Annotated in this window: 13 protein-coding genes and 4 pseudogenes; 12 read left to right on the top strand and 5 right to left on the bottom strand. The window is 60.0% G+C overall.

Annotated elements, in window-relative coordinates; all coding sequences use genetic code 11:
• From HGP14_RS28810 to HGP14_RS36800, 3 genes and pseudogenes are all read right to left on the bottom strand, one after another.
• The coding region (locus HGP14_RS28810) for a transposase (protein WP_168833281.1) at positions 1–109 on the bottom strand (109 nt) is incomplete at its 3' end.
• Between the two features lie 133 nt (positions 110–242).
• Positions 243–446, bottom strand: a pseudogene (locus tag HGP14_RS28805) (ATP-binding protein); the annotation flags it as partial.
• Positions 447–463: 17 nt separating this feature from the next.
• Positions 464–772: pseudogene (locus tag HGP14_RS36800) on the bottom strand (hypothetical protein); the annotation flags it as partial.
• A 51-nt stretch (positions 773–823) separates the two neighbouring features.
• Here HGP14_RS36800 and HGP14_RS28800 point away from each other — a divergent pair.
• On the top strand, positions 824–1,873 hold the full coding sequence (locus HGP14_RS28800) for an IS110 family transposase (RefSeq protein WP_168833280.1): 1,050 nt from the start codon (positions 824–826) through the stop codon (positions 1,871–1,873).
• A 17-nt stretch (positions 1,874–1,890) separates the two neighbouring features.
• On the opposite strand, the gene HGP14_RS35825 is transcribed toward HGP14_RS28800, so the two are convergent.
• The gene (locus HGP14_RS35825) at positions 1,891–2,322 is read right to left on the bottom strand and encodes a hypothetical protein (protein ID WP_246704637.1); all 432 of its coding nucleotides are present in this window, start codon (positions 2,320–2,322) and stop codon (positions 1,891–1,893) included.
• Positions 2,323–2,515: 193 nt separating this feature from the next.
• Between HGP14_RS35825 and HGP14_RS28790 the strand changes: the two genes are divergently transcribed.
• Both HGP14_RS28790 and HGP14_RS28785 read left to right on the top strand, forming a co-directional pair.
• Positions 2,516–2,989, top strand: a complete 474-nt coding sequence (locus HGP14_RS28790) for a hypothetical protein (RefSeq protein ID WP_168833279.1) — start codon at positions 2,516–2,518, stop codon at positions 2,987–2,989.
• An 83-nt stretch (positions 2,990–3,072) separates the two neighbouring features.
• Positions 3,073–3,732: pseudogene (locus tag HGP14_RS28785) on the top strand (ATP-dependent DNA ligase); the annotation flags it as partial.
• A gap of 330 nt (positions 3,733–4,062) precedes the next feature.
• Here HGP14_RS28785 and HGP14_RS28780 read toward each other — a convergent pair.
• Positions 4,063–4,920: a MurR/RpiR family transcriptional regulator gene (locus HGP14_RS28780; protein WP_168833277.1), complete on the bottom strand. Its 858-nt coding sequence runs from the start codon at positions 4,918–4,920 to the stop codon at positions 4,063–4,065.
• A gap of 122 nt (positions 4,921–5,042) precedes the next feature.
• Between HGP14_RS28780 and HGP14_RS28775 the strand changes: the two genes are divergently transcribed.
• The 9 genes and pseudogenes from HGP14_RS28775 to HGP14_RS28735 all read left to right on the top strand — a co-directional run bounded on the left by HGP14_RS28775 (position 5,043) and on the right by HGP14_RS28735 (position 15,709).
• Positions 5,043–6,662 carry an ABC transporter substrate-binding protein gene (locus HGP14_RS28775; protein WP_205927388.1) on the top strand — a complete coding sequence of 540 codons (1,620 nt, stop codon included), beginning with the start codon at positions 5,043–5,045 and terminating at the stop codon, positions 6,660–6,662.
• 72 nt (positions 6,663–6,734) lie between these two features.
• A complete protein-coding gene (locus HGP14_RS28770) occupies positions 6,735–7,712 on the top strand; it encodes an ABC transporter permease (protein ID WP_168833276.1) in 978 nt (325 codons plus the stop codon).
• Positions 7,709–8,629, top strand: a complete 921-nt coding sequence (locus HGP14_RS28765) for an ABC transporter permease (protein ID WP_168833275.1) — start codon at positions 7,709–7,711, stop codon at positions 8,627–8,629. Before HGP14_RS28770 ends, HGP14_RS28765 begins: the two co-directional genes overlap by 4 nt.
• A complete protein-coding gene (locus tag HGP14_RS28760; protein ID WP_168833274.1) occupies positions 8,626–9,624 on the top strand; it encodes an ABC transporter ATP-binding protein in 999 nt (332 codons plus the stop codon). Before HGP14_RS28765 ends, HGP14_RS28760 begins: the two co-directional genes overlap by 4 nt.
• Entirely contained in the window at positions 9,621–10,661 is a 1,041-nt protein-coding gene (locus tag HGP14_RS28755) for an ABC transporter ATP-binding protein (protein WP_168833273.1), read from the top strand. Before HGP14_RS28760 ends, HGP14_RS28755 begins: the two co-directional genes overlap by 4 nt.
• 7 nt (positions 10,662–10,668) lie before the next feature.
• Positions 10,669–11,544, top strand: coding sequence for an alpha/beta hydrolase (locus tag HGP14_RS28750; protein WP_168833272.1), 876 nt, complete (start codon positions 10,669–10,671; stop codon positions 11,542–11,544).
• A 51-nt stretch (positions 11,545–11,595) separates the two neighbouring features.
• Positions 11,596–13,020 (top strand): amidohydrolase, encoded by a 1,425-nt coding sequence (locus HGP14_RS28745; protein ID WP_168833271.1) that lies wholly within the window; start codon positions 11,596–11,598, stop codon positions 13,018–13,020.
• A 129-nt stretch (positions 13,021–13,149) separates the two neighbouring features.
• Positions 13,150–14,361 (top strand): M20/M25/M40 family metallo-hydrolase, encoded by a 1,212-nt coding sequence (locus HGP14_RS28740; RefSeq protein ID WP_168833270.1) that lies wholly within the window; start codon positions 13,150–13,152, stop codon positions 14,359–14,361.
• A gap of 371 nt (positions 14,362–14,732) precedes the next feature.
• A pseudogene (locus HGP14_RS28735) lies at positions 14,733–15,709 on the top strand (IS5 family transposase).
• Positions 15,710–15,811 lie beyond the last annotated feature (102 nt).

Below are 15,811 nucleotides of genomic sequence, written 5' to 3'. Positions count from 1 at the left end.
TGGCTTCTGAAATCCCGTGCTTCCGGCACAGGTCCACCGCCTTCGCGCCAGCCTCCTGCTCCTTCAGCACCGCAATAATTTGCTCTTCCGTAAATCTCTGCTTCTTCATGCGTCCGTCCTTCAATGGGCCGGACTCTAATGAACTTTGGAGGAAATTACCCGTGGCAGGTCAGCGGAACTGAGCCGGTTTTTCCACCGAGAGGTGGGCCACCTTTGACTATGGTTTTCTGCTCACGGTTTGGTCAAGGGATTGGCTTTTTCTCCTCTCTTCTGTGCTGCGCGGCCGAGCTGGCTTTGAAGCGGAAGCTGTCATTCCCGGTTTCGAGGATATGACAACGGTGGGTCAGGCGGTCGAGCAGAGCGGTCGTCATCTTGGCGTCGCCGAAGACGGTTGCCCATTCGCTGAAGCTGAAATTGGTGGTGATGACCACACTGGCCCGTTCATGCTACGGGTGCCTCGCGGCACACCCTCATCGAGGTGCCAGACGTCCTGGCGCGACTGCTGCCTGCGACGGAGTTGCTTTGCGTAAGCCGGCCCGAATTTCTTAGCCCATCGCCTGATCGTTTCACCACAATCCCACGCTCCAACAGCATGTCCTCAACCAGCCGCAGGCTCAGAGGGAACCTAAATACAGCCAGACTGCATGGGCGATGATCTGCAACGGAAAGCGGTGGTTCTTATAGCTGACGGTGGGTTCGCCCATCTCCACCCCATTAGCCGCGAACCGTTAAGCCACAACGTGATGTGGTGGATGGCGCCCTCCGACTGCATCGAGTGTGCCAGAGTAGGTTGTTGCAAAACCTTTTAGAGGAGCCACCCACCATGAGAGAGATTACGGCAATCGGCCTTGATATCGCAAAGAATGTTTTCCAGGTTCACGGTGTTGATGCAGATGGACAGGTTGTCCTGCGCAAGCCGTTGCGACGTAGTCAGATGCAGATGTTCTTCGAGAGGCTTTCCCCTTGCCGGATTGGCATGGAAGCCTGCGCGACTGCCCATCACTGGGCGCGAACGCTCATGGATGCTGGCCATGACGTCCGGCTGATCCCACCCAGCTACATCAAGCCATATCTGCGGCGGCAGAAGAACGACGCCGCCGACGCGGCCGCCATCTGCGAAGCCGTCACGCGGCCGTCGATGCGTTTTGTCCCTGTGAAGAGCCAGGAGCGACAGGCGACGTTGATGCTGCACAGCGCGCGCGAACTCCTGATTTCGCAACGGACTGCCCTCATCAATGCCTTGCGCGGCCACTTCGCCGAGCTTGGCATCGTCGCCCCGCAGGGGGCTCGCAATGTCCGACAACTGATCGCCATCCTTGAAGATGAACAACACAGCCCGCAGTCTGTTCGCGTTGCTCTCATGCCCTTGGCCGCGGCATTGACAGAGATGGAGGAGCAGATCGCCAAACTCGACAAGGCGATCCTTGCTGCTCATCGCAACGACGATGTCAGCATCCGGCTTGCGACCGTGCCCGGAATAGGTCCGATCATCGCCACGTGTCTTTCGGCCAGCGTCACGGACCCGAAGCTGTTTGAAGGTGGCCGTGAGTTCGCAGCCTGGCTGGGCCTCGTCCCCAGACAACACTCAACCGGTGGCAAGCCAAGGCTGGGCGCTATCTCCAAAATGGGCAACAGGCACCTGCGCAAGCTTCTCGTGGTCGGGGCGCATGCCGCACTTTACCGGATGAGGAAGGCAAGCAGTGATACGCCTCTGGCGAACTGGGCCCGGTCGCTTCTGTCGAAGAAGCCCTTCAAACTTGTCGCCGTCGCACTCGCCAACAAGAATGCTCGCATCGTATGGGCCATGCTTTGCGGCAACACGCTCTACGAGCCAGCACTGTCGGTGCAAGCACACCGCTTCACCGCCGCATAGCAAAGGACAAGGTGTTCCTACCTCGGCAATTGCAATACATGGCAGAAGATGGTGAAGCGGTCACCCCGTCGCTTCCCGAACCTGATGTCTGGATCGGCATGACTACGGTCAATGTCTTGGCGCCATTCAGGTGGAAGCGAGCGGAAACCCATCGAGGCTCGCGGCGACGATCGTCCAGCCGCATCACGAAGCCGGATATACATCAGCAGTCGTGACCAGCGATCCTGATACTGCCATACCTGTTGCAATCGGACGGGGTCCATATACATCCAGACATGACATCGCCGACTTGCGGCATCGTAGGCTTCGCGAGCTATTTGGAGCTGCAATTCCAACGCTTTAAATCCCGCTTCCGTAACAAGGTTCGGGTGGGGTGAAATTGTGCGGTCGGGCAGCAGAATTTCCGACGCCGTTTCGGCACTTTCTTCCTTGGTGAACGCTGTGCTCAATCTCAAATTCCTTTGATACGTTCGGCATCCCCAAAACCGGCTGGCAGCCCAAGCAACGAACACCTACATGTTGAGATGGCAAAACATGACGCTCGCGACTGATGCAAGCGGCCAAACGCTAAACGACTATCAAGGCCCCAGAAATTACATTGTCCATTCGATGGTACGAAAGTAAAGAAACGAGAACCGCCATATGATTGTACTGATAGTCGCGGTGGTGATCGTTGTGGTCTTCTTCTTTCTGTTTCCAAGACCGACACTGATTGCCATCACCGCTCTGGGTGCCGTGGGCATTGGCATTGCAACCTTCATCTACTTCCAGCAGTCCAGCCGTGATGGATCGATTACCTCGATCAAAGGTACAAGCAGTGGGGCTGACGGATGCGTCGACCCCGCTAAGCCAGTTTTCGTCCGGCTTCTCAACGGTTCGAAGCAGCAGGTGGATGTCGTTCGCTTCCAACTGATCGCAAAACGTCGCGGGTTTAGCGTCGAGTATTATTCCGATTATCTCACGAGCTATAAAATTATCGCGCCTGGCGGCACCTACGACGACTGCTGGGCGCTGAACCAATATAGAGGCCTGCAGACTTTGCCGGAAAAATTGACACCGCAGGAACTGGACTGGTCGGTCGAAATATCATCGGTGGAGTTCGCGAGTGATCGATAAAATTGGTAGAGCAGCTTCGACCTCCTACATGGCCTCCGCCATAACAGCTGCTGTGCGACGAGATGAACAACGTCTCCTTCCCGCTGGGCGCGTCCGACAAGAAGCCCGGAAACCGTGCCTCGGACGCCATCCTCTACGCTTTCGATCTCATCTATCTGGACGGGCACGATCTTCGCGGTGTCGAATTCCGTTCGCGCCGGCACCTCCTCGAAGACACGCTGGACGGCAAGGACGGTGCCATCCGTCTATCGGAGACACTCGACGCCGATCCCGCCGTCCTGCTCGAGCATGTCTGCGGCCTCGGCTTGGAAGGGATCGTCGGCAAGCATTTTGATCAGCCCTATCGCTCCGGCCGGACCGGAGATTGGGTGAAAGTCAAATGCGTGCAGAGCGAAGCTTTTTTCATCGTCGGCTATGAGATGTCATCGGCGCCCCCTGCCGGCTTCGGCTCGTTGGTGCTTGCTGCCTATCGCAATGCCGATCTCGTCCACGTCGGAAGCGTTGGCACGGGATTCAAGGAAGCCGAGGCCATCAAATTGCGCAAGATGCTGGATAAGCTGCGCTGGAAGCGAAAGCAGCCGCCCCTGCCCTGTTCCGGAAGTACCGATGTTGTCTGGGTCGAGCCCACCCTGATCGCCGAGATCGAGTTTCGCGCCTGGACGACGGACGGAAAACTGCGCCATCCATCCTACAAGGGCTTACGAGAACGCCAGGACAATGCCGACGTCTTCCGGCTCGACTAGCGAAATCAGCGCCATACGCTAGATTGTCTCCATTCGAGCTGAGCGGAGCAGATAGCCTACTATGTGCAATCTTTTGTCTGATTGCGATTGGCTCGAGCCACGGTCATGCGAGCAGGTCGCCGAAGAAGCGGCAAAGATGGGCGGCTTACCGTTTCTGAAGGTATGGGACCGCCGTTGATTGAATATTAGGATTCAGGAACACTATAAACGCTGGACTGGTGGCTGACGGACTGGCCTTCACGACAGTAAACGGCAAGGCAGGTCTTCCGGAGGGCCTACGATCCCATTTTGGATTCCGGGCGACTTTGCCCTAACTCTCTTCCCGACGCTTTAGTCCTGACGCTGGTTCTCGGCCAGCCGCATGTGCACGTTGATACCCTCGGACCGGCGGTTTGCCACGGCGGCTATAATTCCTTCGGCCAGCGCCACCGCTGCGGTGACTGAGTTGGGCAGTAGCTTCCGGTCGGCCTGAGCGTAGAAGACGATGTCAGCGTATTTCGACAAAGGACTCGTCGGGCGGTCTGTCAGGCAAATGATCGTCGCGTCGTTCTCGCGGCCGATTTTAGCGATTTCGAGCGTATCAGCGGCGTAGCGCGGAAAAGAAGCGATAATAAGCAGATCCTTTTTATTACAATGCACCACTCGACGTAGCGCGGAGTTGGCGCCGCCTGCGGCGCCGATGTCCGTCGCGTTGCCCCGACAGAAGGGCTCGAGGCCGTGGATCAACAGTCCCGCGATGTACCGGCTGAGTCCCGCGCCATAGGCGAAAATTCGTTCCGCACTCAGGATCAGCTCGACCGCGCGCGCGCAGCTCGCCTCATCAATCCCTGCCAGCGTCGTCTCCAGATTGCCCAGGTCCTGCTGCAGCCCATTGCGGATCACTTCGAAATGGCTCGCGCTCTCGTCGATTTCGTCCCGCAGTTTGTTGGCGGGCGATAAGTCTGTGCGTAGAGCATCGCGTTGCGAACTGCGGAATTCGGCAAATCCGGGAAATCCCAATGCTTTGGGAAAGCGGTTCGCCGTGGCATTTGAGACCTCGCAACGCGCCGCTAGCTCGACGTTGTTGAGCATGGCCGCCTCGGCCGGATGCTGAAGAATAAATTCGGCAATGCGCCTATGACCCGGGCTTAGCCGATCATAGGCCTTCGCGACCAATTGCGCGACCTCGGAATAGTACACTCGGTCCATCACTATCCCACCCCCTTGACTTACACGATTTTCATGGATTTCATTGCGATGAAAAAAATAATTCGTCAACCTGCGACGAAACAGCCTAGCGCAAAGGCGGGCACAAACGGAGGGATACTAAGGTGAAGACATTTCGTTGGGCGACAAGCGCGGCTGCGTTTCTCCTGCTCGGGATCAGCGTAGGGCAGGCAAAGGACATTACCATCGGACTGGCTTCCGAGCCGACGGCCGCAGACCCGCATTACCACGACGTATCTCCGAACAATGCTCTGGCCGATCATATCTTCTCCGCCCTGGGCGTATTCGACGAGAACCAAATCGTGAAGCCCGGCCTTGCCAAGTCCTGGAAGCCGGAGAACGATCATACCTGGGTTTTTAACCTGCGCGACGACGTGAAGTTCTCCGATGGATCGGACTTCAACGCCGATGATGTCATCTTCACGTTTTGCCGGGTCATGAACAACGAGGGCAGCGTCAACGCCTCGTTCTCCGATGACGTCAGGAACTTCGCTTCCGTCGAAGCACCAGACTCCCACACGCTGCGCATCACCACCAAGGCGGTAGAGCCGCTTTTGCCGGAACTTCTGTCCGAGATCGCGATCCTCAGCGACCGGATCGTCGATCACGGCAAGATCAGCTTTGACCTTGCAAATAAATGTGGCGTTACCGGCGCTTGGCCCGGGATTGACGACTTCAATACCGGCAAGGCGGCCATTGGCACGGGACCTTTTGTGCTCAGCAAGTTCGATAAGGGCGCAAGCATCACGCTGAGCCGCAACGCAAGCTATTTCGGCAAGGCCCCTGAATGGGAACACGTAAAGTTCGTCCCAGTGCCGGCCGCCGGCCCCCGCCTCGCCGGCTTGCTCTCGGGCGATTATGACGTGATCGAAGGTCCTGCCGCCCGCGACATCGCCCAGATCAAGCAACGCCCCGAACTGGATTATACGTCGAAGCCATCAAGCCGTGTGATTTTTCTGCAGATGGACATCGGGCGCGATCACAGTCCGTTCGTGGAGACCAAGGACGGCTCAAATCCGTTGCAGGACGAGCGCGTACGCAAGGCCATGTCGATGGCGATCGACAGGCAGGCAATCGTCGACCGGATCATGGATGGCTTCGCAGAACCCGCCTATCAATTCGTACCCACCACGATGTCCGGGGCACTGGCGGATCCCAAGCCGATAAAATATGACCCGGAGGGGGCCAAGAAACTCCTTGCCGAAGCCGGCTATCCGAATGGGTTCGGGCTCACGCTGCATGCAACCAATGACCGCTACATCAACGATTCGCAGGTTGCGCAGGCGGTGGCGCAGTACCTTACTCGCGTCGGTATCAAGGCGAAGGTCGATGCGATGAATGGTTCCATCTTTTTCACACGGCGCGCCAAGCGGGATTTCAGCTTCGCGATGGGCGGCTGGGGCTCGACTCAGGGCGGCGCGGCCTCGTTCTTGCGGCAATACGTGACGACCGACAACGACGAGCTCGGCATCGGCGCCTCGAATTACGGCGCCTGGTCCGACCCTGCGTTTGACCATGTGCTAGTCCAGGCGATCTCGACTGTCGATGAAACCAAGCGCGCTGAACTCCTGCGCCAGGCAACACAGATGGCGGTCGACAAGGTCGGCTTCATCCCGCTGCATTTCGAAAGCACGCTCTGGGCGTTCCGCAAGGGGCTGCACTATACCGGGCGCATGGACCAGTACACACTGGCCTTTGACATCACTTCGGATAAAGCGAACTGACCGGCCAGGTTTGCGACCGCACCCGGCGCCTCACGGCGCCGGGCTCTCTCCCCTGCATCCGGACGGGCTGATATGACCCTCTACACAATCCAGCGGCTTCTGCAGAGCATGGCAGTCCTCCTTGCCGTCTCCGTGGCCGTGTTCCTCGCGGTTTATGCGGTCGGCAACCCGGCCGATCTTCTCATCAGTCCTGAGGCAACACAGCTCGAGCGACAGGAACTGATCGCGCGGCTCGGCCTCGATCAGCCGATCTGGACCCAGTACCTGACCTTCCTCTGGAACGCCTTGCACGGCGACATGGGGACCTCATTCGTCCACGGGGAGCCTGCGCTACGCGTCATCCTTGGCCGAATGCCCGCGACTTTAGAACTCGTCGTTCTCTCGCTCCTTGTCGCTAGCACTGTCGGCATTCCAATCGGTCTCTGGGTAGGCCTGCATGACGGCACCCGCGCGGCCCGGGCGGTGATGACCGGGTCAATCTTCGGCTATTCAATCCCAAGCTTCTGGAAAGGCATGGTTCTCATCCTCATCTTCGCTGTCTGGCTTCACCTGCTACCAGCTTCTGGTCGCGGGCAGACAGTGTCTGTTCTCGGTATTCCCTTCAGCTTCCTGACCTACGACGGTCTCCGGCATCTGGCGATGCCGATCCTGAACCTTTCGATCCCGAACATCGCCCTGATGATCCGGTTGACGGCCGCCGGCGCGGCCGAGGCCCGCAACCAGGATTATGTCAGATTCGCTCGGGCCAAAGGCGTGACCAACAAGCGCATCGTGCGCCGGCACATCCTGCGCAACATCCTGATCCCGATCATAACCGTCATGGGGGTGGAATTCGGCTCGCTGATCGCTTTCTCGACGATCACGGAGACGGTCTTCGCATGGCCCGGCATGGGCAAGCTGCTGATCACCAGCATCTATCAGCTCGATCGCCCTGTCATCGTCTCCTATGTGATGCTTGTGACGTTCATCTTCGTCACGGTGAACCTGCTGGTGGACTTCGCCTATGCGGCACTCGACCCGCGCGTGAAGCTGGTCGGAGGCGTCTCATGAAATCCTCTCGCCCGCCCAAGACCGAGGCATTGCGTTCGCCTTTGATCGACACACCCGCCCGACGGGCGATCCTGGCTCGATTGAAGCGCCGCCCCAATGTCCGCAGTGCACTCATCGCGCTTGCCGCAATCGTGGTGATCGGATTGTTGCTGCCCTTGCTAGCGCAGCAGGATCCGTATGATCTCAGTTCCTTCAGCGTCATGGACAGCCGCCTGGCGCCCGGGTCGCAGGGCATGGATGGAACCACATACTGGCTTGGCACCGATAGTCAGGGGCGCGATCTTCTATCCGCTATCTTCTATGGCATGCGCATCAGCCTGTTCGTCGGCCTGATCGCCACCGCGATCTCGCTCGTGGTTGGCGTGACGGTCGGCCTCGTTGCGGCGGTGTTGGGCGGGCGCATCGATTCCTTGCTGATGCGGCTCGTTGACTTCATCCTCGGGTTTCCCACCATCCTCGTGGCACTGGTCATGCTGGCCGTCATCGGACGCGGCGTCGACAAGGTCATCATCGCCATCGTCGTGGTGCAATGGGCCAATTATGCCCGGATTATGCGGTCGGCAGCACTCAGCGAACGCACGAAGGAGTATGTCGAAGCCGCCTACAATCTCGCCTACCCACAGCGCCGGATCATGTTCCGGCATATCATGCCGAACAGTCTGAATGCGGTTCTGGTCGTCGCCACGGTGCAGGTCGCCTCGGCTATCACTCTTGAGGCGACGCTCTCATTCCTCGGAATCGGCGTGCCGGTAACGCAGCCGTCGCTCGGGCTCCTCGTCGCAACCGGCTTCGATTATCTGATGAGCGGTGACTACTGGATCAGCTTCTACCCCGGCATCGCGCTGCTAATCCTCATCTTCTCCCTCAACCTCGTGGGTGACCGTATGCGGACCGCACTGGATCCGAAGCACACATGACTGAAAACCAATCCGTTCCCCCTGTACTTCAAGTGAGAAACCTGCAGACCGTCTTCCACGATCTTGATGGAGCCTGGCCCGCCGTGAACGGGCTGAACCTCACGCTCAATGCCGGAGAGGTCCTGGGCCTTGTCGGTGAATCAGGTTCAGGCAAATCGGTCGCCGGCTTTTCCATCCTTGGCCTGATCGACCCGCCGGGAGAGATCACCGGCGGCGAGGTCATCTTCAAAGGCCACAACCTTCTTGCCCTTTCGCCCGAGGAACAGCGTAGGCTTCGGGGCGCGGCACTTGCGATGATCTTCCAGGACCCTTTGACCACGCTCAATCCGGTTCTGACCATCGGAGAGCAGATGATTGAGACGATCCAGGAGCACGCGTCGATTGACACCACCGAGGCCCGCCGCCAATGCATCGAGGGCTTGCGCAAGGTTGGTATCACCTCGCCTGAGACCCGTATCTTGCAATATCCGCACGAACTCTCGGGCGGGATGCGCCAGCGGGTGGCGATTGCCATCGCGCTGTTGAACAACCCCGACCTGATCATTGCCGACGAGCCCACGACCGCCCTTGATGTGACGATCCAAGGCCAGATCATCGCGGAAATGCAGGCGCTGCAGCGTGAAACTGGAACGGCCATGATCTGGATCACCCATGATCTCGGTGTCGTCGCCGAACTAGCCGACCGTATCGCCGTCATGTATGCCGGGGAAATTGTCGAAATCGGTATGACCGATGATGTCCTCGACCGGCCTCGTCACCCCTATACGCTTGGACTCCTGAATTCTGTGCCGGGAGACACGGCGCGCGGCGAGAAACTGCGCCAGATAGACGGCACCGCTCCGCCGCTTGCCGCAAGGCCTGCAGGTTGCGCCTTCCACCCCCGTTGCGGCCGCGCGAGCGACCTCTGTCGCAGCACCCAGCCGCCTGAAACCTCCAACGCGCTCGGTCAAGTCTGGCGCTGCCACCATCCCCTGGCACCGGAGTATACCGCATGAACGGCGCGCCCATATTAGATCCTGCAGCTCCTGGAGCAGTTGTTCCCCAAGCCATTCTCCAGCTCGATGCTCTAGGCTGCACCTTCACGCGGCAGCCGCTCTTTGCCGAGCGCCTGCTTGGGCTCCTCGGACGCCCGCCGGAAATTTCGAAAGTGCGCGCGGTCCGTTCAATCGACTTGACCGTGCGCCGTGGGGAGGTCTTGGGTCTCGTCGGAGAGTCCGGCTGCGGCAAGTCAACGCTCGGGCGAATGATCAGCGGTATCATTCGGCCCAGCGAAGGTACGATCCGATACAACGATGTGGGGTTGGACGAGTTGTCGACCCAGGCCCGGCGGGATTTTACGCTCGGCGTCCAGATGATCTTCCAGGATCCTTACGCCTCTCTCAATCCGCGTCAGCGCGTCGGCGATATCCTCGCCGAGCCGCTACGGGTCCATGGCCTGGCTAAGGGAAAACTCGCCATTCGCGAACGCGTCGATGCAGCCCTCGCCGAGGTCGGCCTAGACCCTTCCTATCGCAGCCGCTATCCGCATCAGTTCTCGGGCGGGCAACGTCAACGGATCGGAATTGCCCGGGCGCTCATCGTCGAGCCCGAATTTCTCGTCTGCGACGAGCCGATCGCCGCGCTCGACGTTTCCATCCAGGCGCAGGTCATCAATCTTTTTCTCGAACTGCGGGCGCAGCGGGCACTGACCTATCTGTTTATCAGTCACGACCTCTCGATCGTGCATCACATCGCCGATCGCGTAGCGATCATGTATCTGGGCAAGATTGTCGAACTCGGACCCGCCGCCGAGCTTTTTGCCGAGCCGGCCCACCCCTACACCCGCACCCTCCTTGCCGAAATACCTTCGGTCAAGAAGCGCCGGCGCACGTTCAATCCGGTCAAGGGGGAGCTTCCCTCGCCGCTGCATCCGCCAACCGGCTGCGCTTTCCACCCGCGGTGTCCCGCCGCCCTCGCCCGCTGCCGCATCGACGCACCGTTGCCGCGTGCGATCGGTCCTGGACGAACAGTATCCTGTCACCTTTTCGATTGAGGCCCATATGACTTTGAAAACGCTTCTTGACCGCAATGGTCGCAACGCAATTCCGTTCACGTTTGATAGACAGCCCGGCCGTGGCATCATTCTCCATACCTACAAGTCGGCCGGCTACGCTCCGGGCAAGGACGTGGTGTTCGTCCAGCACGGCATGCTGCGCAACGGCGATGAGTATCGCGACTTTTGGATTCCGGCTGCCGACCGGCACGACCTCTTGATCGTGGCGCCGACATTTCCCGACGCGGACTTCAAGGGTGCCGAAAACTATAACGACGGCATGGTGCGTGATGCCGGGGGACTGGTCACCCCGCCTTCGAGCTGGATCTACCACGTTCCGGCGCTGGTCGCCGCGGCGTTGGTCGAGGCCGGCGTGATCACCGAAGGACGGGTGCGTATCTTCGGTCATTCCGCGGGTAGTCAATTCCTGCACCGAATGGTGTCGCTCGTGGGCTTCGGCCCCTTCAAGGCGGTAGCGGCCGCAAATGCCGGCTGGTACTCGCTACCGACGCTCGATAAGCCGTTCCCTGCCGGCCTGGCCGAGACCGGGCTCGCTGAGGTCGACCTCAAGCGATTGCTGGAAACGCCTCTTCATGTGATGGCTGGTTTGAAGGATTGCGAGGCGACGGCCGACCATCTTCCTTCCCAGCCCGAGGCGATCGCGCAGGGCCCGGGCCGTCTCCAGCGGGCGCGCAACTATTTCGCAAAAGCGAAGGCTGCTGCCGAACGTCTGGACTGCGGCTTCAACTGGCAGTTTACGGAAGTGCCCGACGTGGCTCATGACGGCCGCGCCATGTCCGTTGCCGCAGCCGGCATCTGGTTCGAGGGTCGCCTGCCCGATCCGGCACAGCTTGGCGCCCGGCCGAACGCCGTGGTTGCCTGATCGTGCGACCACCGTCAGGTGCCAGTTTCCCGTGTAGAAATGGAGTTCGAGATGCAAAACACTGATCCAATCCTGCCTCATGTGGAGAGGCATAAAGACGATTTGGTTGCGCTAGCCGACCGTGTCTGGGGCATGCCGGAGACACTCTATGCAGAATACCGCTCTTGCGCCGAACATAAGGCGACGCTGCATGAAAAGGGTTTTCGCGTGACGGAGAAGGTGGCCGGCATTCCCACAGCGGTGGTCGGCGAGGCCGGCAGCGGCGGCCCCGTGATCGCTGTTCTCGGCGAATACGACGCGCTGCCCGGTCTTAGCCAAGAGGCGAACGTCGCCGAGCCGAGGCCTGTCCTGGAAGGCGGTGCCGGCCATGGCTGTGGCCACAACCTGTTGGGCTCCGCGGCGCTGCTCGCCGCCTGCGCCCTCAAGGATTGGTTGACGGCCACCGGTACGCCCGGTCGGGTGCGCTACTATGGCTGTCCTGCCGAGGAGGGCGGAGCGGCCAAGGCATTCATGGTACGCGACGGAGCATTCGATGATGTTGACGCCGCGATCACCTGGCACCCCTCCGCAATGACCAAGGTCGACGAGGCTCGCAGCCTCGCCAATACCCGCATGGATTTCACGTTCATCGGCCGCTCCAGCCACGCTGCTGCTACTCCGCACCTCGGCCGCAGCGCGCTGGATGCAGCAGAGTTGATGTCCGTGGGCGTCAATTACTTGCGTGAGCATATCCCTCAGGAAAGTCGCATACATTATGCCTATCTTGATGCTGGTGGCACGGCGCCGAATGTCGTTCAGGGGCGTGCCAAGGTACGCTACGCCATCCGTTCCACCACTCTCTCCGGCATGATGGTCCTCAACGAGCAGGTCCAGCAGGTCGCTCGGGGAGCGGCCATGATGACGGGCACCGAGGTCCAGATATCGGTAATCTCGGCCGTTTCGAACATGCTCGGCAATACGCCCTTGGAAGAGGCTATGCAAATTGCCTTTGACACCCTCGGTGGCGTCGAGTTCGACGCGCAGGACCGCGAGTTCGCTACGGCGATACAGGCGACGCTTTCACCAGAGGACATCGCTGCGAGCTACCGTTCCGCCGGCCTTGCCCTGCGCCGTGGCGAACCCCTCTGCGATTATGTCGTCCCGCAGCACAGCGGCGGCGCCAAGATGATGGGCTCGACGGATGTCGCCGATGTCTCCTGGGCTGTTCCCACCGTGCAGGCCCGCGTCGCAACCCACGCAATCGGAACGCCCGGCCATAGCTGGCAAATCACAGCACAGGGAAAAGCCCCGGCCGCCCATAAGGGCATGATCCATGCCGCCAGAGTGATGGGATCGGTCGGGCGCATGCTGTTTGCGGATGAGTTGCTTCTGGCGGAAGCCAAGAAGGATCATCAGGCGCGGCTGGCAAATGAGCCATATGTCTGCCCGATCCCGCCGGAGGTTCGGCCTCCTCTCCAGCCCCCTCCGGCTGCCTAATAGCGTAGCCTCTACCCAAGCTCCATCGCCCAAGGCAACACCGTGCCTGCCGAACATCAGTTCCAAAGACCCATGCAGAAGACAATCACGCCATCTCGTCGTGGCGGCGAATGACATGAGGGAATGCTAATGACCTACGAAATATCCGAAATCATCGCCTCGCCACAGTTCCAGGCAGCCGCAGATACGCTTCGTCGCCAGCATGACCGTCTGGTGGAAGAAATCATTGCCCTGACCGAGATCCCTGCCCCGCCGTTCAAGGAAGAACGCCGGGCGCTTGCCTACGAAACTAAATTCCGGGAGCTTGGACTCGAAGACGTCGGCCGCGACGCGATGGGTAATGTCATTGGTGTGAGGCGCGGTCGAGCCAACGGGCAGATGGTCGCCGTTGCGGCCCATCTCGACACCGTGTTTCCGGAGGGCACCGATTGCACCGTGCGACGGGAAGGTACGAAGCTCTATGCGCCGGGCGTGGGGGACGACACGCGCGGATTGGCCGTGTTGCTGGCCTTCATCCGCGCACTCGATGCAGCGCAGATCGAGACCGAACAGGACCTCCTGTTCATCGGCGACGTGGGTGAAGAGGGCAAGGGCGATTTGCGCGGCATCCGGCATGTGTTCACCGAAGGGCATTATCGCGATAGAATCGCTTCGTTCTTCACAATCGATGGGCTGGAACTCGACAAGATCACCACGACCGCTGTCGGATCCTACCGCTATCGAATGACTTTCCGCGGCCCGGGCGGACATTCGCTCAACGCCTTCGGCACCGTCAATCCAGCCCATGCGATGGCCGGCCTCGTACAAGGCCTCTCCCGGCTTGACGTGCCCTCCCATCCACGCACAACCTTCTGCGCGGCGGTATTCGGCGGCGGCACCTCGATCAATGCGATCCCGAACGAGGTCTGGGTTGAAATCGATCTGCGTTCCGAAAGCCAGGCCGAGCTCGACAGGCTGGACGCCAATCTGCATGCACTCATGGAAGGCGCCGTCGCTGAGGAAAACGCGCGCGGGGACACAACCGAAGGGCAAATCACGGCTGAGGCGAAGCGGATCGGTAATCGACCGGCAGGCTACACCGATCACGACACACGCATCGTTCAGGCAGCGCTCACCGCACTCCAGGCGTTCGGATTTGAGCCGAGCTGCGAAGCCAGCTCTACAGATGCAAATATCCCTATGAGCCTCGGCGTGCCCGCAATCAGGCTCGGTTCCGGTGGGACTGGCGGTCGTGCCCATTCGCTGGAGGAATGGATTGACGTCGAGCCTACGCTATCGCTGCGGGGCCTCTCCGCAGGATTGGCGACAATTCTCGGGACCGTCGGGATGCGGATATCCTAGATGCAAGCTCGGCCGTGTCCCGCTATGGGGTTGGCCTGCATGATATCTCCTTCACCGCTCAATAGTCTACGCAGTGGCGCCTGAAAGCGCCACCGCCAACACCCGAAGGTCTAAGACAGCCGATCCATTCGCTTGAGCACGTCTTCGTTGGGATCACATCCGATCCCTGGCACCTCAGGGACCGTGACGGTTCCATCCGAGTTAATAGTAGCCCCATAAAGGAAGACGTCCTGTGCGCTGGACGCGACCCGCTTAGGATAGAACTCTAGCATTAGGGCATTGGGAATTGCACCCAAGAGGAGAGTTGGTGCGCGGATCGTTAATCGCGTTGGCGTAGGTGATCGGCAAACGAAATCACTGGTCTCGCAACGATGCCCTTCAAACACAATGCCGCTCGCCGCCATCGCATTGGCAAGATGAAGTTCAAGGTGACGAACTGGGCGGAATATGACGCAGGCCTTCGCCGGCGAGGCAGTCTGACGCTGTGGATGACGGCAGAAGCGCTGTCGTCTTGGCGGGCGCCGAAGCGCACGACCCGCGGTGGCCAGCCGCGTTATTCCAATCTGGCTATCGAAACAGCCTTGACCGTTGGCCTGGTATTCGGCCTGCGGCTGCGCCAGACGGAGGGCTTGCTGGCATCGGTGCTGAGCCTGATGGGATTGGATCTCGCCGTCCCCGATCACACGACGCTGAGCCGACGGGCACGGAAATGGCGATCGTCTGACAGGAGGCAAGCCCGCAACGATCCGATTAAAGGCCCTGTGCACGTCCTCATCGACAGCACCGGGCTGGAAGTCTACGGTGCTAGTGGCTGGAAGAGAAGCACGGCGCCAAATCCCGCCGGAGCTGGCGCAAATTGCATCTGGCGCTGGACGCCGACAGCGGCGAAATCATCGCTCATGTCATGACCGACCAGGACACGGGTGACGCCTCACAGATCGAACCGCTGCTCGACCAGATCGACGGCCCGATCGGGTCAGGCGCTTTGACGGTAATCCGACCTACGGCGTCGTCGCCAGGCACAGCGTCGATGCTGCTGTTGTCACTCCACCTCAGGTTAACGCGGTCGACCGTTCGGATACAGATACCGCCAGCCGCCAGCGCGACCGGCACATCGCGGCGATCAACAAGGAAGGGCGGATGAAGTGGCAAGCTGCAACCGGCTACGGCAAGCGGTCGCTCGTCGAGACCACGATCGGTCGATACAAGTCGATCGTCGGACACCGGCTGCGGGGCTCGGTCCTTCGGTGCACAGCAGACCGAAGTTGCCATCGGCTGCTCTGTCCTCAACCGAATGCTTGCATGCGCACGCCCGAAATCCATCCTATGCAAGGCAGCTACGGCATAGCCACGGCATCAAAGAGTAAAATCCGTCCATCCCTCGACCGATGCAACAACGCCAGACAAAGCGGCTTTTCTCATCGGGAACCTCTTCACCGTCTTCGTGGCA

This window comes from Rhizobium sp. P32RR-XVIII, assembly GCF_012641395.1.
Lineage (GTDB): Bacteria > Pseudomonadota > Alphaproteobacteria > Rhizobiales > Rhizobiaceae > Rhizobium.
The sequence above is the reverse complement of the archived record's forward strand: the minus strand, read 5'-3'. Positions and strand labels throughout refer to the sequence as shown.